The 26,345-nt window shown below is 69.4% G+C and carries 18 protein-coding genes; 12 read left to right on the top strand and 6 right to left on the bottom strand.

Annotation, left to right across the window (positions count from 1 at the left end; translation table 11 throughout):
- Positions 1-186 precede the first annotated feature (186 nt).
- Entirely contained in the window at positions 187-1,713 is a 1,527-nt protein-coding gene (locus tag ACZ5Z0_RS02895) for a leucyl aminopeptidase (RefSeq protein WP_464109811.1), read from the bottom strand.
- A gap of 310 nt (positions 1,714-2,023) precedes the next feature.
- Here ACZ5Z0_RS02895 and ACZ5Z0_RS02890 point away from each other — a divergent pair, with 310 nt between their 5' ends.
- The 4 genes from ACZ5Z0_RS02890 (at position 2,024) to ACZ5Z0_RS02875 (ending at position 7,414) form a co-directional block, all read left to right on the top strand.
- Positions 2,024-2,962, top strand: a complete 939-nt coding sequence (locus ACZ5Z0_RS02890) for a proteasome assembly chaperone family protein (RefSeq protein ID WP_464109810.1) — start codon at positions 2,024-2,026, stop codon at positions 2,960-2,962.
- A 35-nt stretch (positions 2,963-2,997) separates the two neighbouring features.
- A complete protein-coding gene (locus tag ACZ5Z0_RS02885; RefSeq protein WP_464109809.1) occupies positions 2,998-4,329 on the top strand; it encodes an MFS transporter in 1,332 nt (443 codons plus the stop codon).
- A gap of 96 nt (positions 4,330-4,425) precedes the next feature.
- Positions 4,426-5,802 (top strand): DUF4192 family protein, encoded by a 1,377-nt coding sequence (locus ACZ5Z0_RS02880; protein ID WP_464109808.1) that lies wholly within the window; start codon positions 4,426-4,428, stop codon positions 5,800-5,802.
- 277 nt (positions 5,803-6,079) lie between these two features.
- Positions 6,080-7,414, top strand: coding sequence for an RNA polymerase sigma factor (locus ACZ5Z0_RS02875; RefSeq protein WP_464109807.1), 1,335 nt, complete (start codon positions 6,080-6,082; stop codon positions 7,412-7,414).
- Positions 7,415-7,602: 188 nt separating this feature from the next.
- On the opposite strand, the gene ACZ5Z0_RS02870 is transcribed toward ACZ5Z0_RS02875, so the two are convergent.
- Entirely contained in the window at positions 7,603-7,824 is a 222-nt protein-coding gene (locus ACZ5Z0_RS02870; RefSeq protein ID WP_464109806.1) for a DUF7455 domain-containing protein, read from the bottom strand.
- A 228-nt stretch (positions 7,825-8,052) separates the two neighbouring features.
- Here ACZ5Z0_RS02870 and ACZ5Z0_RS02865 point away from each other — a divergent pair, with 228 nt between their 5' ends.
- The gene (locus ACZ5Z0_RS02865) at positions 8,053-10,161 is read left to right on the top strand and encodes a DNA gyrase/topoisomerase IV subunit B (protein ID WP_464109805.1); all 2,109 of its coding nucleotides are present in this window, start codon (positions 8,053-8,055) and stop codon (positions 10,159-10,161) included.
- A gap of 61 nt (positions 10,162-10,222) precedes the next feature.
- On the opposite strand, the gene ACZ5Z0_RS02860 is transcribed toward ACZ5Z0_RS02865, so the two are convergent.
- Both ACZ5Z0_RS02860 and ACZ5Z0_RS02855 read right to left on the bottom strand, forming a co-directional pair.
- The gene (locus ACZ5Z0_RS02860; RefSeq protein WP_464109804.1) at positions 10,223-11,227 is read right to left on the bottom strand and encodes a M56 family metallopeptidase; all 1,005 of its coding nucleotides are present in this window, start codon (positions 11,225-11,227) and stop codon (positions 10,223-10,225) included.
- 6 nt (positions 11,228-11,233) lie between these two features.
- Positions 11,234-11,617: a BlaI/MecI/CopY family transcriptional regulator gene (locus tag ACZ5Z0_RS02855; RefSeq protein ID WP_464109803.1), complete on the bottom strand. Its 384-nt coding sequence runs from the start codon at positions 11,615-11,617 to the stop codon at positions 11,234-11,236.
- 299 nt (positions 11,618-11,916) lie between these two features.
- Here ACZ5Z0_RS02855 and ACZ5Z0_RS02850 point away from each other — a divergent pair, with 299 nt between their 5' ends.
- The 4 genes from ACZ5Z0_RS02850 to ACZ5Z0_RS02835 are packed head-to-tail and all read left to right on the top strand — an operon-like array spanning position 11,917 to position 19,069.
- Positions 11,917-13,515, top strand: coding sequence for a cytochrome ubiquinol oxidase subunit I (locus ACZ5Z0_RS02850; RefSeq protein ID WP_464109802.1), 1,599 nt, complete (start codon positions 11,917-11,919; stop codon positions 13,513-13,515).
- Positions 13,516-13,548: 33 nt separating this feature from the next.
- The gene (gene cydB, locus ACZ5Z0_RS02845; protein WP_464109801.1) at positions 13,549-14,598 is read left to right on the top strand and encodes a cytochrome d ubiquinol oxidase subunit II; all 1,050 of its coding nucleotides are present in this window, start codon (positions 13,549-13,551) and stop codon (positions 14,596-14,598) included.
- A 7-nt stretch (positions 14,599-14,605) separates the two neighbouring features.
- A complete protein-coding gene (gene cydD, locus ACZ5Z0_RS02840; RefSeq protein ID WP_464109800.1) occupies positions 14,606-18,058 on the top strand; it encodes a thiol reductant ABC exporter subunit CydD in 3,453 nt (1,150 codons plus the stop codon).
- Between the two features lie 21 nt (positions 18,059-18,079).
- On the top strand, positions 18,080-19,069 hold the full coding sequence (locus ACZ5Z0_RS02835; protein WP_464109799.1) for a GNAT family N-acetyltransferase: 990 nt from the start codon (positions 18,080-18,082) through the stop codon (positions 19,067-19,069).
- 42 nt (positions 19,070-19,111) lie between these two features.
- On the opposite strand, the gene ACZ5Z0_RS02830 is transcribed toward ACZ5Z0_RS02835, so the two are convergent.
- Positions 19,112-19,630 carry a DinB family protein gene (locus ACZ5Z0_RS02830; RefSeq protein WP_464109798.1) on the bottom strand — a complete coding sequence of 173 codons (519 nt, stop codon included), beginning with the start codon at positions 19,628-19,630 and terminating at the stop codon, positions 19,112-19,114.
- 64 nt (positions 19,631-19,694) lie between these two features.
- On the opposite strand from ACZ5Z0_RS02830, the gene ACZ5Z0_RS02825 reads away from it, so the two are divergent.
- Complete coding sequence (locus ACZ5Z0_RS02825) at positions 19,695-20,078, top strand: VOC family protein (protein WP_464109797.1); 384 nt, start codon at positions 19,695-19,697, stop codon at positions 20,076-20,078.
- A 152-nt stretch (positions 20,079-20,230) separates the two neighbouring features.
- Positions 20,231-20,713, top strand: coding sequence for a hypothetical protein (locus ACZ5Z0_RS02820; protein ID WP_464109796.1), 483 nt, complete (start codon positions 20,231-20,233; stop codon positions 20,711-20,713).
- A 238-nt stretch (positions 20,714-20,951) separates the two neighbouring features.
- Here ACZ5Z0_RS02820 and ACZ5Z0_RS02815 read toward each other — a convergent pair whose 3' ends face one another.
- Positions 20,952-23,468 carry a DNA gyrase/topoisomerase IV subunit A gene (locus ACZ5Z0_RS02815; protein WP_464109795.1) on the bottom strand — a complete coding sequence of 839 codons (2,517 nt, stop codon included), beginning with the start codon at positions 23,466-23,468 and terminating at the stop codon, positions 20,952-20,954.
- Between the two features lie 67 nt (positions 23,469-23,535).
- Here ACZ5Z0_RS02815 and ACZ5Z0_RS02810 point away from each other — a divergent pair, with 67 nt between their 5' ends.
- Positions 23,536-26,241 carry a bifunctional acetate--CoA ligase family protein/GNAT family N-acetyltransferase gene (locus ACZ5Z0_RS02810; RefSeq protein WP_464109794.1) on the top strand — a complete coding sequence of 902 codons (2,706 nt, stop codon included), beginning with the start codon at positions 23,536-23,538 and terminating at the stop codon, positions 26,239-26,241.
- Positions 26,242-26,345: the final 104 nt, after the last annotated feature.

The raw sequence follows: 26,345 nt of genomic DNA, 5'->3' as shown, positions 1-26,345 counted from the left end.
CAGCAGGCCGGTTCCCTTTCGTTTGGAATTACTTCTGTGAAGCTAATTGCTTTGAAACTACGGTTCACCTTAGCGAACCACTAATACATGCTCCACCTTGCCGTGGCGTTTGTGGAGCGCTTGTGTCCAGTGTCACGCGGCCTTGTGGCCGGGGTATCAGCCCCGGCCACAAGGCCGCGACCCTGCCTAGACGGCCGTGGCGAGAATGTCCTCGACATAGGCCACCAAAGTCCGCACGGTGCAGCCGGTGCCCTGCTTGTGGTTGTAGCCGTAGGGGCTGCCGTTGTTGAACGACGGGCCGGCGATGTCGATGTGGGCCCAGGGGATCTGCTCCCCGTCCTTGCCCTTGCCGACGAATTCGCGCAGGAATACGGCGGCCGTCATCATGCCGCCATGGCGTTCGCCGATGTTGGCGATGTCCGCGACCTGCGAGTCCAGGCTGGGGCGCAGCTCCTCCGGCAGCGGCATCGGCCAGACAAGCTCGCCGGCACGGTCCGCGGCGGCCTTGAGCGCGCCGGTGACGGAATCGGAACCCATCACGCCGGCGGTGCGGTCGCCCAGGGCAATCAGCTGCGCGCCCGTGAGGGTGGCGACGTCGATGATCGCGTCCGGGTACTCCTGGCTGGCAGCGACGATGCCGTCGGCCATGACCAGGCGGCCCTCGGCGTCGGTGTTCAGGACCTCGACGGTCTTGCCGCCGAAGATGGTCAGCACGTCGGCGGGGCGCTGCGCGGCGCCGGAAGGCATGTTCTCCGCGATGCACAGCCATGCGGTCGCCTTGACCGGCAGGCCCAGTTCCGCGAGGGCCAGGACGGTGTTCAGCACGACGGCGGCGCCGGCCATGTCGGACTTCATGTCGCCCATGCCGAGGTGCGGCTTGAGCGAGATTCCGCCGGTATCGAAGGTGATGCCCTTGCCCACGAGGGCGATCTTGGCCGTGGCCTTGGCGGGGGCGTATTCGACCTTGACCAGGCGCGGCTGCCGGGTGGAGCCCTTGCCGACGCCGAGGATGCCGCCGAAGCCGTCCTTCTCCAGGCGCTTCTCGTCCCAGACGGTGACCTTGACCGGCAGGCCCTTGGCCAGTTCCTTGGCGGCGTCGGCGAACGACTCGGGGAAGAGGTGGCTCGGCGGCTGGTTGACCAGCGTGCGGGTGGCGTTGACGGCTTTGCCGATCAGGGCGGCGCGCTCGAGCACGGGAGTGAGTGCCTTGTCCGCGGCGAAGTCGGTGAGGATGCGGACATTCTTGACCGGGTCCTTGATGCTGTCCTTGGCGGTGCGGTACTCGTTGAAGGAGTAGGCACCCATCGCGGCGCCTTCGGCGACGGCCGCGACCGCGGCGAGGCTCGGCGTCGGCAGGGCGAGCGTGACGGTGGCGACGCCGGCGAGCTGGCGCACGGCCGAGCCGGCCGCCCGCCGCAGTGCTTCCTCGGAGAGCGGGGTGCCCGCGGCGACCTTGCCGACGCCGGCCAGGACCAGGACGGGTGCCCCGGCCTCGGGGAGGCCGGGGAGGCGGTGCGCCTGGTCGGCGGCGCCGGTGAGGCCAAGAACGGCCAGGGACTCGGCGAGCGCCTCGGCCGCCTTGGCCGACAGCGGGTTCTCAAGCAGCACGGGGCCGTCGGTGCCCTGGCCCACGCCCACGACGAGGGCGTCGGACGGCGACTTCTTCAAGTCTCCGGCGATCGCGCTCAGTTTGACTTCGGTATTCTTGACCACGAGGACAGTCCTCAATTCTCTGTGATTTTTCGGCAGGAACTGCATGTTAGGCGCCCTGCCACGGGTACCTGAGCCACCGTCGCCATTGCACGCGATCCGGTGTCTGCAAGGCCATCTATAAGGCCAGCTCCGATCGTAGTCTCTCCCCGACGCCGGAGTTCAATTTAATGAGAGCTGGACCACACTCGCGGCAGGAATTACCCCGGCCGGCGGGGCGTTGTATCAGGTATCGGCACGTCGGCACCCCGAGGGGGAGCCACGCCCTTTGGCTCCGCCGCCCCTCTACCTGCTACTGCGAAAGGAACATGCCGTGATGGAACGGATTTCCGGCTCCCTGCTGGACCCACAAACCCTTTACGTCCGTGATGACGCGCTGTTCCGCAGCCCCGAGCTGCGCGGGCTCAACCTGCTGATGGGCTTCACCGGCTTCGCCGATGCCGGCCACGTCGTCAAACAGATCACCGCGGAACTGCTTGACACCCTCGACTCCGAACTCGTCGCCGAGTTCGACGCCGACCAGCTGATCGACTACCGGTCGCGGCGGCCGCAGGTGAGCTTCGTCGAGGACCACCTGCAGGACTACCAGGCCCCGCGCCTGGCCCTGTACCGGCTGCAGGACGGGCTCGGCAAGCCGTTCCTGCTGCTGGCCGGGTTCGAGCCGGACCTGCAGTGGGAGCGCTTCGCCCGCGCCGTGGTGGGCCTCGTGGAGGAACTTGACGTCAATTTGGCGGCCTGGATCCACTCCATCCCGATGCCTGTGCCACACACCCGCCCGGTGGGGGTCACCGTGCACGGCAACCGGCCGGAACTGATCGAGGGGATCTCCGTCTGGAAGCCGACCGTCGAGGTGCCGGCCGCCGTCGGCCACGTCCTTGAACTGCGTCTGGTCGAGGCGGGACGGAACATCGCCGGCTACGTGATCCATGTCCCGCATTACCTGGCGGAAGCCGAATACCCCACGGCCGCCGTCGCCGGCCTGGAGTACCTCGGCGCGGCGACCTCGCTGATGCTCCCCACGGACCGGCTCCGCGAAGCGGGCCGCGAAGTCGGCCGGCAGATCGCACAGCAGATCGACGCCTCCGAGGAAGTCCAGCAGGTCGTCTCCCGGCTGGAAACCCGGTATGACGAAAAGGCCGAGGGCACGGTGCGCCGCTCCCTGCTCGCAGACGAGAACGACCAGCTCCCGAACGCCGACGCACTCGGCGCCGCCGTAGAGGCATACCTGGCCCGTAAAGAACCCGGCGAATAAATACTATTTATGACGGTCCGAGGCATAATAGGGGAGTGACTTCCCCCCGCGCCTGGCTGATCTGGATCATCGGGGTCTTCGCGTACCTGGTGGCGGTCAGCCAGCGCACCTCCTTCGGCGTGGTTGGCCTTGAGGCCACGGCCCGCTTCCACGCCAGCGCCGCCGAAATCTCCTTCTTCACCGTGCTGCAACTGCTGGTGTACGCGGCCCTGCAGATCCCGGTGGGAGTGCTGGTGGACCGCTTCGGCTCGCGCGCCATGCTCGCATGCGGCGCCCTGCTGATGGGCTTCGGCCAGCTCCAGCTGGCCTTCGCCGACAGCATCCCCGGCGGTGTGCTGGGCCGCGTGCTGGTGGGCGCCGGCGACGCCATGACCTTCGTCTCCGTGATCCGGCTGATCCCGCTCTGGTTCGCACCGTCGCGGGTGCCGCTGCTCACCCAGCTGACCGGCATGTCCGGCCAGCTGGGACAGCTGTTTTCCGTGGTACCGTTCGCGCTGATCCTGCACTCCGCGGGTTGGACGCCGGCGTTCCTGACCCTGGCCGGCATGTCCGGGCTCGCCGTCGTGTTGGTGGTGGTGCTGTTGCAGGACGTGCCGCCCGGCCATCCCGCTCCGGAACCCTCTCAGGGGCTCCGCGCCACCGGGGTGTCCCTGTCCCGGGCCTGGCGGCAACCGGGTACCCGGCTGGGCCTATGGAGCCACTTCACCGTGCAGTTCAGCGGCACCGTCTTCGCGATGACCTGGGGGTACCCCTTCCTGATTTCGGCGCAGGGTCTGGATACCGGAACGGTGTCTGCCCTGATGGCGCTGTACGTGGCCGCCGCGATTGTCGCCGGGCCGCTGATGGGCAGCTTCGTGGCCCGCCACCCGCTGCGCCGCTCCACGATGGTGCTGCTGATCTCCGGTGCCACCGCAGTGGCATGGGCCGCGGTGCTGCTCCAGCCGGCCCGCTCGCCGCTCTGGTTGCTGGCCGGGCTGGTGGTGGTCCTGGCTGTCGGCGGCCCCGGCTCGATGATCGGCTTCGACTTTGCCAGGACCTTCAACCCCGCCCACCGGATCGGGACCGCCACCGGGATCGTAAACGTGGGCGGCTTCATCGCCGCGCTGCTGTCCATCTTCCTGATTGGCGTGGCCCTGGACGCGCTGCACCTGGCCGGGCTTTCGCCGGAGGGGCTCTACAGCCTGGGCGCGTTCCGGCTCGCGTTGAGCGTGCAGTTCCTGCTGCTGGTCGCGGGCGCCACGGCCATCCTGATCACCCGACGGAAGGTGCGCCGTCAGATGGCGGCGCAAGGCGTGGTGGTGCCGCCGCTGCTCCAGTCGCTGGCCCGGCAGCGCCGGCTCGTCGCCGAGCGCCGGCGCACCCCCTGACCGCTGCTCTTCTCCGCGTTTGTCCACATAGCGCGTTTGTCCACATAGGAAGCACCGGGCCTGACAGCCGCTGCCGGCGCGGGTGAAGCTGGGGCTATGACAGCCCCCGACCATCTGAAGATCACCGGCCCCGAGGACATCCTCGGCTTCATCCCGCATTCGCTGGGCTACTGGCCGGCCAACAGCCTCGTGGCCATGACGCTGCAGGGAAAGCGGCTCGGCGCCACCCTGCGCGTCGACCTCCCGGAGCCCTCCCGCTGCCGAGGGCCCGCGCTGGCCGCTTTTGCGCGGACAATCCGCGACTACCTTGAGGCCGATGAGGAGGCCGACGGCGCCCTGCTGGCGGTCTTCGCCGGCCCGCCGGGGGAGGACATCGCCGACGGCGGCCCGCCGGATGGCGTTCCCGGCACGGGTGGCTCCGGTCCCGATGCCGGCAGCTCCGGCTCTCCCGCACTGGCCCGGCTCCTGCGCGAACTGGAGCGAACCCTCGGTGCGGCGGGACTGCCGGTCCGGGACGCCTGGCTGATCGGGGAGCGGTACTGGCGCAACGCCCACTGCACCGACCCCTCCTGCTGCGCGCCGCCGGGCCGTCCGATCGAGGAAATCAGGAACAGCCGGCTCAACGCTGAGCTGGTCTTCCGGGGCAGCAGCGTGGGTGCCGTCCCCGGCCTTCCCGCCCCGGCGGGCACAACGGCGCAGGACGCTCCGGCCGCACTGGAGGCCGAGGAACGCTGGGCGCAGGAATTTTCGGGCCGGTGGCGGGACCGGGCGCAGTTCCAGGCGGTGCTCGATGTCTGGGAGCGCGTACTGAATGCCGCCGGGCGCCCGGTGGCACCGGCCGCATCAGGGCAGCAGCCCGGTGTGCTGCCCGCCGCCCTGCCGGCCAACCTCGCCGGGTACCTGCGGGCCACTCTGTGCGTGGCATCGTGGCGGGACGCGGTTCTCGTGATGGCTGCCGCCGGGCGGCCCGCCGCCGAGGCCGGGGCTGAGGAGTTTGGCCTGTTCGACGGCGGCCCGGGCACGCCCGCCGCGCTGCCCGAACTCGACGGCTTCCCCCTCGCGGCGCCAGCAGCCGTCACAGCGCCCGGTGCGCCCAGTGCGCCGGGGGACGCCGTGGCGCGCAGGGAATCTTCCGAGGTCGGGGCGGTTCCGGGTTACGGGGAGGTGCTGCTGGGCCTGGCGCCGCCGACGCCCGACTGGGCGCGCCTGGCCGGCCTCGACCGGGTCCTCGTGCGCCTCGGCGGCTGCGGCGGCGGTGAAGCCCGGGCCGCGGCCCTCACTGGCCGGGGCTGGATTGAATGGTGCCGCGGCCGCGGGTCGTTCGCCGACGCACTGTTCACCGCCGCCGGCGCAGCCCTGCCCGGCTACCGGCTGGCCGAATTGCTGGCAGAGCTGGGCCGCCGGGGAACCTTGTGCGGCTGGGCGAGGCGGAGGGACGCTGCCTGGCAGAAGTTCGACCCAAACGCCGCCTGAGCCCCGGAGGCCAGATGCGCCATATTGCGTGGCGACGGGTTCTCCGAGGCTCCCGATCCGGAAAATCGTGAGACAATAGTTGGCGAGACCCGGTTGGGTCCGTGGATTGAGTGCGGGTAAGGAACCTTGGAAACAGGGAACATTACGGTCGCTCCGGCAGTTCTACTAAGTGGCTCTGCTGGTCGTGATTGCGCTTGATGTCAAACACGGACTTGACAGGGTCATAGTGGTGTTGCCCGTATGGCGATTCCACAGACCGCTGCTAGAAAGGTTTTCTGTGACCCCGTCTTCCGCGAAGAAGGAACCCGCCGACCAGGCCGTATTGTCTCCCGAGGAGAAGAAGGCGGCGGCAAACGCCAAGCGTGCCGCCACGCGTGCAGCCAACAAGGCCGCCAAAGACGCAGCCTCCGCCGCGGGCGATGACTCCGCCACGGCAGCCGCCAAGCCTGAGCCCAAGAAGCGCGGGCCCAAGCCCGGCGCCAAAGCCGCGGCCGAAGCCGCCAGCAAGTCCCGAGACGAGGACTCCGACGACGTTGAGGTCGACGAGGAACTCGATGACGTGACCCCCGACGCCGCCGAGCTCGGCGAAGACGGCGAAGAAGTAGCAGGCAAGGCGGCAGCAGCCACCACCGGCTCCGGCTTCGTCTACTCCGATGCCGACGACGACGACGCCCCCGTGCAGCAGGTCATGTCCGCCGGCGCCACCGCCGATCCGGTCAAGGACTACCTGAAGCAGATCGGCAAGGTCGCCCTGTTGAACGCCGAGCAGGAAGTGGACCTCGCCCTGCGCATTGAGGCGGGCCTCTTTGCCGAGGAGAAGATCGCGGCTGACGACGGCTCCATGGACCCGAAGCTCAAGCGTGAACTCGAATTCGTCATCCACGACGGCAAGCGCGCCAAGAACCACCTGCTGGAAGCCAACCTCCGCCTCGTGGTCTCACTGGCCAAGCGCTACACCGGCCGCGGCATGCTGTTCCTGGACCTCATCCAGGAAGGCAACCTGGGCCTGATCCGTGCGGTCGAGAAGTTCGACTACACCAAGGGCTTCAAGTTCTCCACCTACGCCACCTGGTGGATCCGCCAGGCGATCACCCGCGCCATGGCCGATCAGGCCCGCACCATCCGCATCCCGGTGCACATGGTGGAAGTCATCAACAAGCTGGCCCGCGTCCAGCGCCAGATGCTGCAGGACCTCGGCCGCGAACCCACCCCGGAAGAGCTGGCCCTTGAGCTGGACATGACCCCGGAGAAGGTTGTCGAGGTCCAGAAGTACGGCCGCGAACCGATCTCGCTGCACACCCCGCTGGGTGAAGACGGCGACTCCGAGTTCGGTGACCTGATCGAGGACTCCGAGGCAGTCGTTCCGGCCGACGCCGTGAGCTTCACCCTGCTGCAGGAACAGCTGCACTCGGTGCTGGACACGCTCTCCGAGCGCGAGGCCGGCGTCGTCGCGATGCGCTTCGGGCTGACCGACGGCCAGCCGAAGACTTTAGACGAAATCGGAAAGGTCTACGGCGTCACGCGCGAGCGCATCCGCCAGATCGAATCGAAGACCATGTCCAAGCTGCGCCACCCATCCCGCTCTCAGGTCCTGCGGGACTACCTGGACTAAGCACCGCCTCAGGCAACGCGGGGCCGGTTCCCGCCCATGGTCCACGGATCCACGGGCGGGAACCGGCCCCGCGTATCTCGTTAAGCCGCAGCGAGAACCCGGCAGCGACAACCCGGCGGTGTGAGTCATCCCGGCGGTTAACGCAGAAGGGCCCCTCCGCAACGGAGGGGCCCTTCTTGAGTGGACGTCTAGTCGACCGGAACCGGTGCCTTCTCGTTGAGGCGGCCCGTCTCGTCGTGCCAGTCGCAACTGAGCGGGCGAAGGTTCGGTTCAACGGCGCGTGCGTGGTGAGCGCAGAAGAGCAGTTCACCGCCGGAGGCTCCGAGAACAACCCGGACGTATGCCTGAGCTCCGCAACGGTCGCACCGGTCAACGGTGGTGAGTGTGCGGTCCGCAACTGCTGTTGTCATGTTCGGCCTCCTTAGTAGATCGATACATCTATATAACCAGTATTCGCAGACATTCCATGGCAAGGATGGGCCACTTTCGCTGTCCGCGTATCACGGCTCAATAACGGCTCCGGCAGCGATGACCGCCGGCTTGTCCCTTCGGGGGAGTGGCAACCCGGCGTCGGGCCGCAAGCCGACTAACCTATTAAGAGCGTCTTTACGTTTCATCCCTGAAGGAGTTTCCGACCCGTGGCCCCAAGTTCTGATTACACCGCCCGGCATCTCTCCGTGCTGGAAGGCCTTGAGGCCGTCCGCAAGCGCCCGGGCATGTACATCGGCTCCACCGACTCCCGCGGTCTGATGCACTGCCTCTGGGAGATCATCGACAACTCGGTCGACGAAGCCCTCGCCGGCTTCGGCCACGACATCAAGATCATCCTGCACGCGGACAACTCGGTGGAGATCCACGACGACGGCCGCGGCATCCCGATCGACGTTGAACCCAAGACCGGACTCACCGGCGTCGAGGTCGTCTTCACCAAGCTGCACGCCGGCGGCAAGTTCGGCGGCGGTTCCTACACAGCTTCCGGCGGCCTGCACGGCGTCGGCGCCTCGGTCGTGAACGCCCTGTCCTCCCGGCTGGATGTCGAAGTGGACCGCGGCGGGAAGACCTACAAGATGTCCTTCCGCCGGGGCGAGCCGGGCCGTTTCAAAGACCCGGGCACCAAGCCGGACCCCGCCGCCGTCTTCGAGCCCTTCGTCGACGGTTCCGTGCTCGACGTCATCGGCAAGGCCAAGCGCGGCGTCACCGGCACCCGGATCCGCTACTGGGCCGACCGGCAGATCTTCACCCCGGACGCGAAGTTCTCCTACGACGAGCTTGCCGCCCGCGCCCGGCAGACCTCCTTCCTGGTCCCCGGGCTGAAGCTCACTGTGCGGGACGAGCGCCGGGTCGCCGGCACCCCCGGCGAGTCCGGCCCGCACGAGGAGGTCTTCCACCACGACGGCGGCATTTCCGAGTTCGTCGAGTTCCTCGCTGCCGACCCCGCTGTCACCGACGTCTGGCGGCTGCACGGCGCCGGCAAGTTCAAGGAAACAGTCCCCGTCCTGGACGAACGCGGCCACAGCCAGCTCGCCGAAGTGGAGCGCGACTGCGAGGTGGACGTCGCCCTGCGCTGGGGCATCGGCTACGACAGCACGGTGCGGAGCTTCGTGAACATCATCTCCACCCCCAAGGGCGGCACTCACCAGTCCGGCTTCGAGCAGGCGCTGCTCAAGACCTTCCGCAAGGCCGTGGAAACCAACGCCCGCAAGCTCAAGGCCGGCAACGACAAAATCGAAAAGGACGACATCTTCGCCGGGCTGACAGCCGTGCTCACGGTCCGCCTCGCCGAACCGCAGTTCGAAGGCCAGACCAAGGAGATCCTCGGCACCTCGGCCGTCCGGGCCATTGTGGCCAAGGTGGTGGAGCAGGAGATCAACGCCAAGCTCACCTCGTCCAACCGCAATGACAAGGCCCAGTCGGCGCTGCTGCTGGAAAAGGTCGTCAGCGAGATGAAGTCCCGCATCTCGGCCCGCGTCCACAAGGAGACGCAGCGCCGCAAGAACGCGCTGGAGACCTCCTCGATGCCCACCAAGCTCGCGGACTGCCGGACGGACGACGTCGGACGCTCGGAGCTGTTCATCGTGGAAGGTGACTCCGCCCTCGGCACCGCCAAGCTGGCCCGCTCCTCCGACTTCCAGGCGCTGCTGCCGATCCGCGGCAAGATCCTGAACGTCCAGAAGGCCTCCGTGGGGGATATGCTCTCCAACGCCGAGTGCGCCGCCCTGATCCAGGTGGTCGGCGCCGGCTCGGGCCGCAGCTTCGACATCAGTGCGGCCCGCTACGGCAAGGTCATCCTGATGACCGACGCCGACGTCGACGGCGCGCACATCCGGACCCTGCTGCTGACCCTGTTCTTCCGCTACATGCGCCCGATGATCGACGAGGGCCGCGTCTTCGCCGCCGTCCCGCCGCTGCACCGGGTGGAGGTCATCAATGCCGGCCAGAAGGCCAACGAGATGATCTACACGTACTCGGAGGCGGAACTGCACGTGCTGCTGGCCCGGCTCGCCAAGGAGGGCAAGCGGTACAAGGAGCCGATCCAGCGCTACAAGGGCCTGGGCGAAATGGACGCGGAGCAGCTGGCCGAAACCACGATGGACCCGCGGCACCGCACGCTGCGCAAGGTCGGGATCGAGAACGCCAAGCAGGCCGAGGAAACCTTCGACCTGCTGATGGGCTCCGACGTGGCCCCACGCAAGGACTTCATCATCGCCGGGGCCGCGAGCCTGGACCGGGAGCGCATCGACGCCTGACCGGCGCCCCATACGCCCGGCTTCGGGAAGCCGGGCCGTTCGGGAGCCCGGGGAACCCGGCTCAGCCGAGCAGTCCGGGGACGATCAGCAGCGCCGTGGGCACCGCCAGCAGCAGCAGGCAGGCGCCGAGCACCGCGTAGCGCAGCGGCTCCGGCAGCGGCGGCCGGGGGGAGAGCAGCCGGCTGACACGCGAGGCGGTTGTGGCCGCCGACCCGGCACCCCCGGTGGCTCCGGGCTGGCCGGCGTCGGCCTCCGCACCGGGGTCGCCGAACGCCATCCGGGCCGCGGGCAGCGCCGGGGCAGCAGCCGCACCGGCGGAGCCGCTCGCCACGATCGCGATCGCCTTGATCAGGGTGGCCCTGCTTTCGGTCTTGAGCGCGACGTCGTCGGCCAGCATCTCGATCAGCGAGTTGACCGCCTCCTGGGCCAGCCGGGTGGTCGGCAGCCAGGGCAGGGCTTGCCGCCAGGCCGCGAAGGCCCAGAGCAGCAGGTGGTGGCGCTGGCTCAAGTGCGTGTTTTCGTGGATCAGGACCGCGCGCAGCTCGTCAGGTTCCAAGGCCGCCATCAGGCCGTCCGAGAGCACCGTGACCGAGCGGGCGCCGCCCGGCAGGCAGTACGCCACGGGCGAGTCATGGCTGATCACCATGGTCCGGGGCCCGTCGGCCGAGGGCGAGGCCAGCAGTGCCAGTAACTCGCGGTGGCGCCGGCGCTGGCGCTGGATCTTGTAGTAGGTCAGCAGCAGGGTGAAGACCAGGTGGGCGCTCAGCAGCGCTGCGGCGGAGAGCGCGAAGATGTGCCAGAAGCCCAGCGCCGTGGTGGGCTCGTTGCGGAAGACCATGCCCGCCAGCGACCGGAGTCCGGCCAGCAGGTTGTCCCCGACCGGTTCCAGGCCATAGACGAGCATGGCGCCGATCATGGAGAGGCCGCCGGCGAGGGCGATCGCCTGCCAGAGCAGCATGGCCGTAAAGGGGGAACGGGCCGGCCACTGGGCACGGGAGAGCAGGATAGGCACCGGCCACGCCAGTACTATCGCCAGGACCGCCAGAAAATATGAGGTCCAGAACATCCGGTGTTAGCTGTGGTCCAGCAGTTTGCGCAGCGTTTCAGCCTCGGTCGCGGAGACGGAGCCGATGAAGCGCGCCAGCACGGCCTCGCGGTCCGGGGCGGAACCGAGCACCTCGTGCATCAGTTCCGCGGTGTGGTCGGCGCGGCTGGAAACGGCCTGGTAGCGGTGCGGGCGGGTGCCGCGTTCGCGCTCCACGAGGCCCTTCCGCTCGAGCCGGGAAAGGACGGTCAGCACCGTGGTCACGGCCAGGTCCTTGCCCTCGTGGCCGGCGCCCTCGGGCGACCGGGTGCTCTGCGCCAGCAGATCCCGCAGGGTGTTCGCCGTCGCAGCCTCCTGGCCTGCCCAGAGCAGGTCCATCACTGCCCGTTCCAGTTCGCCGAGACTTGCCATTCCGTATGTCCTTCGTGAGTGCCGCCCGGCGCCGTGTCTGCGCCGGACGGTTGCTGAATACTTCAGCTTTAAATTTACCGCGTTTTGCGTCCAGTTTCTACATAAGGTAGAACATCGCCGCCGTGTCCCGTTGGCGCGCCCGATTCCGCGCCTCCGAGGGTCGCGTGAGCGCTCCGTTGCGGGGCGGGGTGAGCCATGTCACGCTGGGGTGCAGGAGGGTGCGGATTTGTTCTACACTCTGTAGAAGTTAGTTCTACGCAATGTACAAAACTCTCGGGAACCTAGCCAAAGGGACTGCCTTGGACGCCTTGGAAATCGCACGCTGGCAATTCGGCATCACCACCGTCTACCACTTCATGATGGTGCCGCTCACGATCGGCCTGGGCCTGGTGGTGGCCGTGATCCAGACGCTCTGGTACCGCACCGGCAAGCCGGAGTACCTTCGGATGACCAAGTTCTGGGGCAAGCTCTTCCTGATCAACTTCATCATGGGCGTGGCCACCGGAATCGTGCAGGAGTTCCAGTTCGGCATGGCCTGGAGCGAGTACAGCCGCTTCGTCGGGGACGTCTTCGGCGCGCCGCTCGCGATGGAGGCGCTGCTGGCCTTCTTCGTTGAGTCCACCTTCCTGGGCCTCTGGATCTTCGGCTGGAAGCAGCTCAAGCGCGGCGTCCACCTGGCGTGCCTCTGGATCGCCGTCATCGGCTCGGTCTTCTCGGCCTACTTCATCATCGTAGCCAACAGCTGGATGCAGCACCCCGTGGGCGTGGAGATGATCAACGGCCGGCCCGTGATGACCGACGCCTGGGCCGTCTTCACCAACAACACCGCCCTCGTGGCCGTGCCGCACACGCTGTTCGGTGCCCTCGCCGTCGCCGGCGCCTTCCTCCTGGGCATCGCCTGGTACCACCTGTGGCGCCGCCGCCACGACGGCATCGACACGGTCGGCGCCGACGGTACGGTCATCCCCGGCGAGTCCGCCATCCCGGGCCGGGACCGCGCGGACCACGCCGTCTGGATCCGCTCGCTGCGGATCGGCGCCGTCGTCGCGATGATCTCCTTCGCCGGCACCGCGGCCACCGGCGACCTCCAGGGCAAGCTCATGTTCGAACAGCAGCCCATGAAGATGGCCGCGGCCGAGGCCGCCTGCCACGACGGCACCGGCTTCTCCATCCTGAGCGTCGGCAACGTCGGCTCCAAGAACTGCGACGACGTCGTCGCCGTCATCGAGGTCCCCGGCATCCTGTCCTTCCTGGCCAAGGGCGACTTCAGCACCGAGGTCAAGGGCGTGAACAGCCTGCTGGACCAGTACAAGGCCGACTACGGCACCCACCTGCCCGACAACCCGATCTACGGTGACCGGGCCGGCCAGGAAATCCAGTACGTCCCGGTCATGGAAGTCACCTACTGGGGCTTCCGGATGATGATCGGCTTCGGCGGAATGGCCGCGCTGGCAGCCCTGGTGGCCCTCTTCCTCACCCGCAAGGGCACCGTGCCCGCCTCCCGCGGACTGATGCGGCTCGCCGTCTTCGGCATCCTGGCCCCCTTCGGCGCGAACGCCGCCGGCTGGATCTTCACCGAAATGGGCCGGCAGCCCTTTGTGGTGGCGCCCAACCCGGACCTCAGCGGCATCGACCAGGTCTTTATGTTCACCGCGGCGGCGGTCTCCCCGGGAGTCTCCGCCGGGGAACTGCTGACCTCACTGGTAGTGCTGACCGCCGTGTACGCGGTGCTGCTGGTGGTCGAGGTGAAGCTGCTCGTGAAGTACATCCGCGGCGGCGTCGTGTCCGCGATGCCCGAGCTGGCCCACGCCCCGGCGGACGAAAACGAGGACCATACCCCGCCCGGCGGTACCCCCGGCAAGCCCGAAGCCGACGACGTCCTGGCCTTCGCCTACTAACGGCACCGAAACAAGCTGCAGAGGATATTCAGCATGGAACTGCTACCCACCATCTGGTTCATTGCCATCGCGGTGCTGTGGACGGGCTACCTCTTCCTCGAGGGGTTCGACCTTGGCGTCGGCATGCTCATGAAGGGCTTCGCCCGGAACAACACCGAACGCCGCGTGCTGCTTAACACCATCGGCCCGGTCTGGGACGGCAACGAGGTCTGGCTGCTCACCGCCGGCGGCGCCACCTTCGCGGCCTTCCCGCTCTGGTACGCGTCCCTGTTCTCCGCGCTGTACCTGCCGCTGCTGCTGGTGCTGGTCGCCCTGATCTTCCGTGCTGTGGCGTTCGAGTACCGCGGCAAGGTGGACACCCCGCAGTGGCGGGCGCGCTGGGACTGGGCCATCGCCCTGGGTTCCCTGGTCGCCGCGTTCGGGGTCGGCGCGGCCCTGGCGCTGACCACCACGGGACTGCCGCTGAACGCCAACGGTGACCGCGAGGGCGGACCGTTCGCGTGGTTCAGCGCCTACGCCGTGCTGGGGGGCCTCGCCGTCGTCGGCTTCTCGCTGCTGCACGCGCTGGCGTTCCTGGCCCTGAAGACCGACGGCGACGTCCGGCACCGCGCGCGGCAGTGGTTCGTGCGGCTGCTGCCGGTGCTGCTCCTACCGATCGCAGGCTGGGCGATCGTGCTGCAGGTGCACACCGGCAAGGTGTGGACCGTCGCCGCGGTGATCGCCGCCGTCCTGGCCGCCGCGCTGGCCTGGAACTTCGCCCGCGGCGGTGCCGAAGGCCGCGCGTTCCTCTCGCTGGGTGTGTTCCTGCTGCTCGGCAGCGCCTCGATTTTCGGCGCCGTCTTCCCCGTGGTGCTGCCCTCCACCCTGAACCCGGACTTCAGCCTGACGGTCGCCAACGCCTCGTCCTCCGACTACACCCTGGGCCTGATGACCATCGTCGCCTGCATCGGGCTGCCGTTGGTCCTGGCCTACCAGGCCTGGACCTACTGGGTGTTCCGCCGCCGGGTCAGCGCCGCCCACATTCCCGAGGCGCACAGTTTCCTGCCCGCCATTGCCGCCAAGGCCCTGGCGCCGAAGGACTAGCTGCCCGATGAAACCGCAGTTCCCGACCGGCCCCGCCACCCGCTCCGCGCTTTACCTACTGGGGCTGCTCGCCGCCCTCAAGGCTTTGTCGCTCGTGCTGATGGGCCAGGCGGTCGCCGCCATGCTCGCCGGCCTGATCGCGCACAGCCCTGCCTGGGCCGGACAGCTGGGCTGGGGCGGCCTGGCCGGGGTGGTGCTGCGTTCGCTGACCGTGTGGGCGCAGGCCGTGGCCTCCCGGCGCGCCGCTCTGGGGGTCAAGGAGGAACTGCGCTCCCGGCTCCTCGAGCGGTCCCTGCATGCCGGGATCCGCGCCGCCGGTCCGGCCGACGGCGGCCTCGCCGTGCTGGCCACCCGCGGGCTGGACGCGCTGGACAACTACTACACCCAGTTCCTGCCCGCCCTGGTGAACTGCGCCGCCATCCCGCTGCTGTTGGGTGCCCGGATCCTGTTTGCGGACTGGATCAGCGCCGTCGTGATCGTCCTGACCGTCCCGCTCGTGCCGCTGTTCATGATCCTGATCGGCCGCTTCACCGAGGACCGGGTCCGGGACGCCCAGGCGGCACTGTCCCGGCTCTCCGGCCACATGCTGGAACTCGCCAAGGGCCTGCCCGTGCTGGTGGGCCTGGGCCGCGCCACCGCCCAGCGCAAGGCCCTCGAGGACATCTCGGAAGAATACCGGTCCAAGACCATGGGGACCCTGCGCACCGCTTTCCTCTCGGCGCTGGCGCTGGAGCTCATCGCCACGATCTCCGTCGCCGTGGTGGCCGTCTTCATCGGCGTCCGGCTGGTTCACGGGGACATGGGGCTCGAGGCCGGGCTGCTGGCCCTGATTTTGGCCCCGGACTGCTATTTGCCGCTGCGCGAACTCGGCACCGCCCACCACGCCAGCGACGAAGGCCGGTCCGCGCTCGCCGACACCACCGAGGTGCTCGACGCCGCCCGGCCATTGCCGCTCGCCCCTGCGCCTGGACCGGTGGCCGCCGGCCCAGCCGGACGGTCTGCCGCTCGTCCGCCGGCCGTGACGGTCAGGGACCTGACCGTGCACTACCGCGGGCGTGGGGACGCCGCCGTCGGCCCGCTGAGCTTCACCGCGGCTCCCGGCGAAATCACCGCCCTGGACGGACCGAGCGGGGCGGGAAAGAGCACCGTGCTCGGGGTGCTGGCCGGCACGATCGCTTCCGGCTCCGGCACGGACGTGACTGGGGAGTTGGCGGGATTCACGACGGCGGATCTCGCCTGGGTGCCGCAGCACCCCGTGCTGGTGGAGCCCACCGTGCTGGCGGAGGTCCTGCTCTACCTGGGGACCGCCCGGGACCGGCCGTCGGCGCCGGCCAGCCCCGAAGCCACTGCCGAGGCGATGCATTGCCTCGCCGCCTGCGCGGCCGACCATCTTGCCGCCAAGCATCCGGCCGAGCTCAGCCCGGGGGAGCTGCGCCGGGTGGCCGTGGCCCGCGGGCTGGCCCGGATCATGGCCGGCGCCACGGTGTTGCTCCTGGACGAGCCCACCGCACACCTGGACCGGGCCTCGGCCGACGCGGTCAGCCGGAGTATCGACGGGCTGCGGGGGAAGGCCACCGTGCTGCTCGTGGCCCACGACCGGCAGACCCGGGAACTCGCGGACCGGCTGGTGGCCGTGGGCGCGCGCTCCGGCACGGCTGCGACCGCCACCGCCTCACCGGCCGCCGGCAGCACCGGACCCTCGGCTCCCGCGTCGGCCGGCGGCCGCGGTGCGGAGCCGTCCGGCAGCGTGGTTGACCCGGCGGACAGCGCCGTCCGCGCCGGGACGGCGGCATCCCAGCTGCGCCGGTTGCTGGCGCCGGTGGCCGGGAAATTTGCCGGCGCCGGCGTCGTCGGCGTCCTGGCCGCGCTGTTCGCCGTGGCCCTCGCCGGGTTGTCCGGCTGGCTCATCATCCGCGCCAGCGAACAGCCGCCCATCCTGTACCTGCTCACCGCCATCGTGGGGGTGCGTTTCTTCGGCGTCGGCCGGGCCGCCCTGCGGTATGCCGAACGGCTGCTCCTGCATGACGCTGTGTTCACCGCATTGACGCGGCTCCGCGGCCGGCTCTGGGAGTCGCTGAGCCGGCGGGCCCTCTCCTTGCGGCGGCTCTTGCAGGGCGGCAACGTCCTCGGCGCCGTGGTGGACGACGTCGACACCGTCCGGGAGCTGCTGCCGCGGGTGGTCCTGCCGCCGCTGACGGCCGTGGCTGTCGGCGCTGCCGCCGTCGCGGGCATCGGGCTGCTGCTGCCGGCAGCCCTGCCGGCCGCAATTGCCGGCGCAGCGGTCAGCCTCGCGGCCGCCCCGGCCCTCGCGCTGCTCGCGGACCGGATGTCCGCCCGCGCCGAACAGCAGCTGCGCTCCGGTGTGCTGCGCCGGGTCGCCGCGGCCCTGGACGCCCGCGCCGAACTCCACGCCAACGGCGTCGGGGCCCCGGTCCTGGACGCCATCCACCGGGCCGACCGGGCCGCAACGGCTGCGTCGCAGCGGTCCGCCCTGGCCGAGGGGCTCGGGCAGGGACTCACCGTCCTGGCCTGCGGGGTCGCCGCGCTGGCCAGCGCCGTCCTCGCCGCGCCCCTGGTCTTCCGCGGCACGGCGGAGCCGGCGACGGTCGCCGTCGTTGTGCTGCTGCAGCTGGCCCTGGTCGAACCGTACGCGGCCATCACGACGGCGGTCCGGCAGTACCCGGCGCTCCGTTCGGTGCTCCGGCGCGTCAGCGCCTCCGGCGTCCTCGCCCCCGAGGAGCAGGAATCGCCCGGGACCGTGCCGCTGGCAGCACGGCCGGGTGGGCGGCCCGGCGTGGAACTCCGGCACCTGTCGGCTGCGTGGCCCGGCGGGCCCGAAGTCTTCAGCGGCCTGTCCGCCAGCGCCGAACCCGGCCGCTGGCTGGCCGTGACCGGCGCTTCCGGGTCCGGCAAGTCCACCCTGCTCGCCACCATGCTTGGCTTCCTGCCCGCCTCAGGGGGACAGCTGCTCCTGACCGGCAGCGCCGCCTGGTGCCCGCAGGAGGCGCACCTCTTCGACTCCACCATCCGCGGCAACCTGATGCTGGGACTTCCCGAGACCGAACGCCCTGCGGCCGCGGCCGGGGACGGCGGGGAGCTCGAGCGGCGACTGGCCGATGTCCTGTCCGCAGTCGGCCTGGAACCGCTGCTGAAACGGCTCGACGGCGGGCTGGACACCCCCATCGGCCCGGGCGGCGCGTTCCTCAGCGGCGGCGAGCGCCAGCGCCTGGCCGTGGCCCGCACTCTGCTGACCGGCGCCGACGTGATCCTGCTCGACGAACCCACGGCGCACCTGGACGCGGAGGCAGGACGGCACATGCTGGCCGAACTGCGCCGCGGGCTGGCCGGCCGAACGGTGGTCCTGGTCACGCACAACCCGGAGGACATCCGCCCGGAGGACGGCCGGCTGGACCTGGATCGTGCGGCGTCGCAGGCGGAGCCGGTGCTGGCGCGGGGGTAGGGCCGCCGTTAGCCTGTAGCCATGACCGGACGCACCGACCCGCAGGCCCGCCTGGACCCCCGCCTTTCGTGGCGGCCGGCCGGCACCGCCGAGCTGGAGGACTGGGCAGCCCTGATTGCCCGTACTGCCGCCGTCGAGCGGCCTGTCTGGTTTGAGCGGCGCGAGGACCTGGCCCAGATCCTGGAGTCCCGGACAAACCCGGTGGCCGCGAACAGCATCCTCGGCTTCGACAGCCGGGGAGTCGCGCGGGCGTACGCCAGGCTGACGAAAAACCCGGACGGTGACAAAGCCGTCGGCTTTGGCTGCGTGGACCCCGGGTGGCAGGGCAGCGGGGTCGGAAGCGGGCTCTTGGGCTGGCTGGAGGCCCGGACGCTGCAGCGGTTTGCCGAGGATGCCGGCGCCGCCGGGCCGAGGCTGCGCCTCTACATGGAACAACAGCACACCCACCAGGGCTCGCTCTTCGAGGGCCGTGGCTACCGGATTGTCCGCTACTACAACGAGATGCACCGGCCGCTGGATGCGGCCTTCCCGGAGCCGGCGCTCGGCGACGGGCTCGACCTCGTGGATTTCGGGCCGGGCCTGCATGAGGCCGTGCGGCTGGCCCACAACGATGCCTTCCGTGATCACTGGGGCAGCGAGCCGCGCGACGAGGAGGCCTGGGGCTTCGTGGTGAACGATCCGCAGGCTCGGCCGGACCTGAGCGCCGTCGTCCTGGACAAGGCCAGCGGCCGGGTGGCCGGCTACCAGATCGCCAGCCACGACGCCGAAAGCGCCGCGGCCCGGGGCTTCACGGAAGGGTACACGGACCTGCTGGGGGTGCCGCGGGAGTTCCGGGGCCGCGGGATCGCCCAGGCGCTGCTGGCCGACGCCATGCGCCGCTTCGCCGCCGCAGGAATGGACAAGGCCTCGCTCGACGTCGACTCGGAAAACCCCACAGGGGCCCTGGCGCTCTATACGAAGATGGGCTACGTCGCGGTCAACCGCAGCATGGCCTGGGACAAGGAACTCTAGGCGGCCCCGCGCCTAACCATCCACACGCTATCCATCCACACGCTATCCATCCACATCGTGGAGGTGGTGCATGACGTCGTGCAGGAAGTATTGCGCGAACGTCAGCACCGTGAATTCCGAGCCGTTGCTGCGGGTGCCCTTGCGGTCCCAGTCCCGCTCCGGGACGCGGCCAAAGGACGCCGCGATCTGTTCGCCCTCGGCCGTCAGGGCGGCGCTCACCTCGGCCGGATCGGCGCCGGCGTAGTCCTGCTCGAGAGCGGTGCGGTCCTGGTCCCAGTCCTCGAAGCGGGCGTCGTCCTCGGTGAGCATGAGGTCGAGGCGGTGGTCAAAGAGCGTGAACACGTCCCGGACATGGCAGGCGTACTCCAGCGGCGACCAGGTGTCCTCATCCGGACGCACTGCGGCGTCCGGGCGGCGCAGCACGGCCCGCCAGCGCGGCAGCATGTTGGCGAGCTGTCCCGGCGTCGTGGCCGGGGTGCAGGTGGAGGCGTCGAAACCGCACTCGGGGCACGGCCGGGCGAGCACCCAGGTCCAGTCTTTTTGATCGGGCACGATAGGCATGTCTGCAGTCTAGGGGAAGGAGTAGGATGCGTTGCGGGGGAAGGGCCTGGAAAGGGACATAGCCATGCTCAAAGACCAGCCGGTCGGCGCCGTTCTGCCGGCCGCGGACCTCGCCCGTGCACGCGGTTTCTACCGCGACAAGCTCGGACTCGAACCGGATAACCCGGATGCCGAGGACAACCTGATGTACACGTGCGGCGCCGGCAGCAGGTTCCTGCTGTACCAGACGCCAAACGCCGGATCGGCCAAGAACACCCAGATGGGCTGGACGGTCACCGACGTGCCGGCCACTGTCGCCGAGCTGCGCGCGGCAGGGGTCGTCTTCGAGGAGTACGATTTCCCGGGCCTGAAGACTGAAGACGGGATTGCGACCCTGCCGGACGGAAGCACCGCAGCCTGGTTCCTCGACAGCGAGGGCAACATCCTGAATATCAACTCGGGGATGTAGCGACCCCGCACTGATCCCGGGCGGCCATGCGTGGCGGCGGCCCGGGATTCGGCGCGGGCCCTGGCATGGTCCGTTTCCCGGGTCCTGCTCTACGCCATCGGCGGGGGTGCGCGGGTGCGGGGGCCATCGGCGGGGAGGAAGACCGCCACACCATGGACCTGCTGCTCTCCAACCCGGTAGTCCGCGGCCGGGTGGTGCTGGACAAGTTCCTGGCCATGGCTCTCGGCACGTTCCTGCTGGCAGCCGTGATGGGAGTGTCGCTGGTACTTGAGGGCAAGCTCGTGGACCTGGAATTGCCCCCGGACAAGGTGGCCGCCACCATGCTCCACCTGGCCCTGCTCGGCGTCGTGTTTGGTGCGCTGGCGCTGGCGCTCTCCGCCGGCACCGGGAGGACCGGCCTGAGCCGCGGGGTGCCCGCCGCGCTGGCGGTGTTCGCCTACATCGTCAATGCCCTGGCGCCGCTGGTGGACGCTTTCGACCGGGTCCAGAAGGTCTCGCCGTTATTCCAGCACATCGCCCACGATCCGCTGAGGCGGGGCGTTGCCTGGGACGGGGTGGCCGTGTCCGTGACCACCGTCGCGGTGCTGCTGGCGCTCGCCGTCGTCGGCTTCCGACGCCGCGACGTCGCCGCCTGAGCGCGTTTCCCAACGACGGACTACCGGGACGCGGCAACGCCGCTTTCGCTGCCGGAGTGGCTCACATGTGGGTGCCCCCTCGGTCATTTGCCACAGTTGGCCGCTATGGCGAAGCCCTCAGCGGCCGTGTGTGGCAAATGGATGCGCCGAGGGCGGGCAACGCGGGGCAAGGAGCCCATCTGCGGGCAGCATGGAGAAGCACCGAGGCGCCAGCCACCATCTTCCCGGCCTGCGCGCCCTACCCCTCGGCCGCGGCTTCCTCCGCCCAGGCCATGCTCGGGCCGATCGCGTCGATGGCCTGGGAGAGCGGGATGCCGGAGCCGTCGCGGCGGCCGTGTTCGCCCGGCAGGGAGCGAGCCACCCCGGCCAGCGAGGACGCCTTCGCCGGGCCGTGGCCCGCCCACGCGAGCAGCAGGGTGTCTTCGCCCTTGAGGAAGCGGTGCGCGCGGACACCGGCCGTACCGCGGCCCTTGGCCGGGTACTCGGCCAGTGCGGTGACCTTCGCGGCGCCCGGGGCGGTGCCCGGCAGCGCCCCTTCAGTTCCGGCGATGGTGACCACCACGGCGGCGTCGTCGCCGGAGCGGGCCGTGCCGAAGTGCAACACCCGGTCCCCGGCAGCGAGCTTGATCCCGGCCATGCCGCCGGCGGTGCGGCCCTGCGGCCGGACCGCGGAGGCGCTGAAGTGCAGCAGCTGTGCCTGCCGCGTCACGAAGACCAGCTCGACGTCGTCGCCGGCGGCCGGCTCGACGCCCACCACCGTGTCCTTGTCCTTGAGCGCGATCACTTCCCAGTCTTCGCGGTTCAGCGGGTAGTCCGGCTGGACGCGCTTGACCACACCCTGTGCGGTGCCTATCGCGAGGACCTGGTCCAGCGGGGCGAACGCGACGAGCGATTCGCCCTTGAGCAGCGTGATGAAGTCCTTGGCCGGCACTCCGCCGGCCATGTTGGGGGTGCCGGAGGTAGGTGGAAGCACCGGCATGTCCATCACCTGGAGCCGCAGCATGCGGCCCTGGGAGGTGACCGCGGCGATCTCGCCGCGCGCGGAGGTCTTGACCACAGAGCGGAACACGTCGTGTTTGGTCCGCGGCCCCGACTCAGCGAGGCTGTCCTGGTTGGCCGTGCGGGCGATCTGGCCGGACGCCGTCAGGATGGCCCAGCAGGGGTCGTCCGCGATCTCCAGGGCCAGCGGGGCGGCCTTGCCCTTGGCACCGGGCGCCGCGAGGGCGGCGGCGACCGTGGGGGAGACGGCCTCGGATTCGAGCAGCACGGTCCGGCGCGGGGTGCCGTACTTGTCCGCGAGTTCACCAAGTTCGTCGGAGACCAGCCCGCGCAGCAGCTCGGGGGAGTCCAGGATCGCCTGAAGCTCGGCGATCTCCCGCCGCAGCTCGTCCTGTTCCTTCTCCAGCTCGATCCGGGAGTACTTGGTCAGCTGCCGGAGCCGCAGTTCCAGGATGTAGTTCGCCTGGATCTCGGTGAGGTCGTAGATGGACATTAGCCGTGTCCGTGCCTCTGCCGATTCGTCCGAGGAACGGATGATCTGGATGACCTCGTCGATGTCCACGATCGCGATCAGCATGCCCTCGACCAGGTGCAGGCGGTCCTTCTTCTTGCCCAGCCGGAAGGAGGTGCGGCGCCGCACCACGTTGATCCGGTGGTTCACGTAAACGGAGAGCAGCTCCAGCAGGCCCAGGGTCTGCGGCTGCCCGTCGACGAGCGTGACGTTGTTGATGCCGAAGGAGTCCTCCATCGGCGTGAACCGGTAGAGCTGCTGGAGTACCGCGTTGGGGTTGAAGCCGTTCTTCAGCTCGATCACGAGCCGCAGCCCGTGCTTGCGGTCGGTGAGGTCCACAATGTCACTGATGCCGGTCAGCTTCTTGCCGTTGACCGCGTCCTTGATCTTCTCGATCACTTTTTCCGGGCCCACCATGTAGGGCAGTTCCGTGACCACGAGGCCGGTGCGGCGCGCCGAGAGCTGTTCGACGTCGACCTTGGCCCGGGTCTTGAAGGAGCCGCGGCCGGTGGCGTAGGCGTCGCGGATGCCATCCAGCCCCACGATCCGGCCGCCGGTGGGCAGGTCCGGGCCGGGGACGAACTTCATGATGTCCTCGAGCGTGGCGTCCGGGTGCGCGATCAGGTGCCGGGCCGCCGCCACCACTTCGGCAAGGTTGTGCGGGGCCATGTTGGTGGCCATACCGACGGCGATGCCCGTGGCGCCGTTGACCAAAAGGTTCGGGAACGCGGCCGGCAGTACGTCCGGCTGGGTGAGCTGGTTGTCGTAGTTCGGGACGAAGTCCACGACGTCTTCGTCGAGGTGGTCCGTCAGGGTCAGCGCCGCCGCCGCCAGCCGGGCCTCGGTGTACCGGGGGGCTGCCGGGCCGTCGTCGAGCGAGCCGAAGTTGCCGTGGCCGTCGATCAGCGGCAGCCGAAGGGAGAAGTCCTGCGCCATCCGCACCATGGCGTCGTAGATGGCGGTGTCGCCGTGCGGGTGCAGCTTACCCATCACTTCGCCCACCACGCGGGCGCTCTTGACGTGGCCGCGGTCCGGACGCAGGCCCATCTCGCTCATCATGTACAGGATGCGCCGCTGCACGGGCTTGAGGCCGTCCCGGGCGTCGGGCAGGGCCCGGGAGTAGATCACCGAATAGGCGTACTCCAGGAACGAGCCTTCCATTTCGGAAGTGACGTCGATGTCGACGATGTTCTCGACGAAGTCCGGGGCTTCCCCTGCCGGGGGCGTGGTTTGGCGGCGTGCCATGAGGCGGGTGGATCCTTCTTCGGGGTGCTGAACGGGTACTGCGTAAGTTTATGGCTAGGCTAAGCCTATGGTGGATCAGCCCGCGGACGGCGTATATCCGGAACATTGGGAAGCCGATGTCGTGCTGCGCGACGGCGGCACCGCGCACCTTCGCCCCATCCACCCCGCCGACGCCGACGCCGTGCAGGCCTTCCACGTGGGCCAGTCGCAGAAGTCCATCTACATGCGCTTCTTCGCCTTCAAGTCCAAGCTCTCCGCCAAGGAACTCAAACGGTTCACCGAGGTCGACTACAAGGACCGGGTGGCCCTCGTCATCACCATCGGCGGCGAAATCATGGGCATCGGACGCTACGACCGGCTCGATGACCCGGAGGAGGCGGAGGTGGCCTTCAATATCGCCGACGCGCACCAGGGCCGCGGCATCGGCTCCATCCTGCTCGAACACCTTGCCGCCGCGGCCCGGGAGAACGGCATCCGCAAGTTCAGCGCCGAAGTGCTGCCGGAGAACCGCAAGATGCTGATGGTCTTCTCGGACGCCGGCTACGACGTCAAGCGGCATTTCGACGACGGCGTCGTGAGCCTCGAATTCAACATCGACCCCACGGACAAGTCCCGGGCCGTGATGGAGTCCCGCGAACACCGCGCCGAGGCCCGCAGCATCCAGGAGCTGCTCGCGCCGTCCTCCGTGGCCGTGATCGGGGCCAGCCGCAAGTGGGGCACCGTGGGCTACCAGTTGCTGGAGCACATCATTGAGGGCCGCTTCACCGGCCCGGTCTACGCGATCAACCCCGAGGCGCTGGAACTGGCTGGCATGCTGTCCTTCGCCAAGCTGTCCGAAGTGCCTGGCCCGGTCAAGCTCGCGATCATCGCGGTCCCGTACGACGAGGTCCCGAAGGTGGTCCAGGAATGCGCCGAGGCCGGGGTCAAGGGCATCGTGGTGGCCACCGCCGGCTACGCGGACGACGGCGAACGCGGCCTCGCCCGGCAGCGCGAACTGGTCCGGCAGGCCCGCGCCAACGGGATGCGTGTGATCGGCCCCGCCTCGCTCGGGATCGTCAATACCAACCCCGCCGTGTCCCTCAACGCCTCGATGGCGCCCTCGCTGGCCCGCCGCGGCGGGCTCGGCCTGTTCAGCCAGTCCGCGGCGATCGGTGTTTCGCTCTACGCCGCCTCCAGCCGCCGCCGGGTGGGCATCTCCACGTTCCTCTCCGCCGGAAACCGCGCCGACGTGTCCGGCAACGACATGATGCAGTTCTGGGAGGACGACGCTGACACCACCGCCGTCGGGCTGTATCTCGAGTCCATCGGCAATCCGCGTAAGTTCTCGCGGCTGGCCCGGCGGCTCGCGCGGACCAAACCGGTGATCGTGGCCAAGTCCGACGCCATGGGGCTGAATCTGCCGCCGGGGCATGCCGTGCGCACCACCCAGGCGCCGCCCGAAGCCTTGGACGCCATGATGCGCCAGGCAGGGGTGATCAGGGTGGAAACCATCGAACAGCTCATGGACGTGGCCCAGATTGTCTCCAGCCAGCCGCTGCCCCAGGGCCCCGGCGTCGCCGTGTTCAGCAACTCGAGTGCGCTTGGCAAGGTAGTGGCGGACCGGGTCACCGCGGCCGGACTTGGCGTGGAGCGGATCGTCGCCGACGTCGACTTGGACGCCGGCATGTCCCGGGCGCTGCCGGCGCTGCGCCGCAGCCTGCAGGAGACGCTGACCATCGAGTCGGTCCACGCCGTGGTGGTCGCCCTGCTGCCGGCCCGCGGGCTTACCGTGGAGAAGATCGGCGCGGTGCTGGCCGAGTGCTCGGCCGCCGCCGGGAAACCCGTGGTGGCAGCGTTCACCGGCCTCCTTGACCCGTCCATCTACGTCGAGGGAATGGTCGGGGCCGCCGAGGACGACGCGGCGGAATCCGCTGCCGGGGTGCCTTGCTATTCCAACCCCGGGGCCGCCGTCGCCGCCCTCGCCGCGGTGGTGCGCTACGCCCAATGGGTGGACCGCGACCAGGGCCTGTTCGTGGAACCCGAGGGCTGCGATCCCGAGGGCGCCCACGAGGACCTGGAGGAACTGCTCCGGCCCGTCGGCGGCGAACAGCTGGTCCGGCTGGATCCGCCCGCGGCCGCCAGGCTGCTGGGCTTTTACGGCATCCGTGTGCTGCCCTCCGAAGGCTTTGAGAGCGAGGACGACGCCGTCGCTGCCGCAGACCGGCTGGGCTGGCCGGTGGCGCTGAAGACCACGGACCCGGCGTTGCGGCACCGGCTGGACCTGGGCGGGGTGCGACTGGACATCCAGGACGCCGACTCGCTGCGTCGCAACATTGTGCAGATGCGCAAGTCACTGCAGCGCTACGGCTCCCCGTCCCTGGAGGTGCAGTCGATGGCCCCGGTGGGGCAGGCCTGCACCTTTCGCGCCATCGAGGACCCGCTGCTGGGCCCGGTGGTGTCCTTCGGGCTGGCCGGCGACGCGGTCAACCTGCTCGATGACTGGGCGCACCGGGTTCCGCCGCTCTCCAACTCGGACGTCCACGACTTCATCCGCGCACCCCGCGCCTCCCGCAAACTCTTCGGCTACCAGGGCCTGCCAGCCGTCGACGCCGCCGCGCTCGAGGACCTCGCGGCCCGGCTGACCCGGCTGAAGGACAACCACCCGGAGATCGTGCTGGTGGAGTTCAACCCGGTCCTGGCCGGTCCCGAGGGCGCAGTGATCCTGGCAGCCGACGTCCGCATTGCCAACGCCGCGCAGCGCACCGACACGGCACGGCGGGCCATGCGCAACTAGCGCGCAGGCCGCCGCGCAGGAGCATGGGCCGGCAAGGCAGCAACAGGAGGGCAGGAACAGCACGGCAGTTAGCAAGTCCCCAGCCGATCTGTGAAAATGGAAGC

It is taken from the genome of Arthrobacter sp. T2-23 (genome assembly GCF_055398325.1).
This window is presented reverse-complemented; position numbering and strand designations above follow the sequence as displayed.

Excerpts from the sequence above, each read along its gene's own strand:
- ACZ5Z0_RS02855 (WP_464109803.1), bottom strand. The coding sequence starts at position 11,617 with ATGGCAAGTCTCGGCGAACTGGAACGGGCAGTGATGGACCTGCTCTGG.
- ACZ5Z0_RS02825 (WP_464109797.1), top strand. The coding sequence starts at position 19,695 with ATGCTCAAAGACCAGCCGGTCGGCGCCGTTCTGCCGGCCGCGGACCTC.
- ACZ5Z0_RS02815 (WP_464109795.1), bottom strand. The coding sequence starts at position 23,468 with ATGGCACGCCGCCAAACCACGCCCCCGGCAGGGGAAGCCCCGGACTTC.
- ACZ5Z0_RS02870 (WP_464109806.1), bottom strand. The coding sequence starts at position 7,824 with ATGACAACAGCAGTTGCGGACCGCACACTCACCACCGTTGACCGGTGC.
- ACZ5Z0_RS02860 (WP_464109804.1), bottom strand. The coding sequence starts at position 11,227 with ATGTTCTGGACCTCATATTTTCTGGCGGTCCTGGCGATAGTACTGGCG.
- ACZ5Z0_RS02830 (WP_464109798.1), bottom strand. The coding sequence starts at position 19,630 with ATGCCTATCGTGCCCGATCAAAAAGACTGGACCTGGGTGCTCGCCCGG.
- cydD (WP_464109800.1), top strand. The coding sequence starts at position 14,606 with ATGAAACCGCAGTTCCCGACCGGCCCCGCCACCCGCTCCGCGCTTTAC.
- ACZ5Z0_RS02835 (WP_464109799.1), top strand. The coding sequence starts at position 18,080 with ATGACCGGACGCACCGACCCGCAGGCCCGCCTGGACCCCCGCCTTTCG.
- ACZ5Z0_RS02810 (WP_464109794.1), top strand. The coding sequence starts at position 23,536 with ATGGTGGATCAGCCCGCGGACGGCGTATATCCGGAACATTGGGAAGCC.
- ACZ5Z0_RS02820 (WP_464109796.1), top strand. The coding sequence starts at position 20,231 with ATGGACCTGCTGCTCTCCAACCCGGTAGTCCGCGGCCGGGTGGTGCTG.
- cydB (WP_464109801.1), top strand. The coding sequence starts at position 13,549 with ATGGAACTGCTACCCACCATCTGGTTCATTGCCATCGCGGTGCTGTGG.
- ACZ5Z0_RS02880 (WP_464109808.1), top strand. The coding sequence starts at position 4,426 with ATGACAGCCCCCGACCATCTGAAGATCACCGGCCCCGAGGACATCCTC.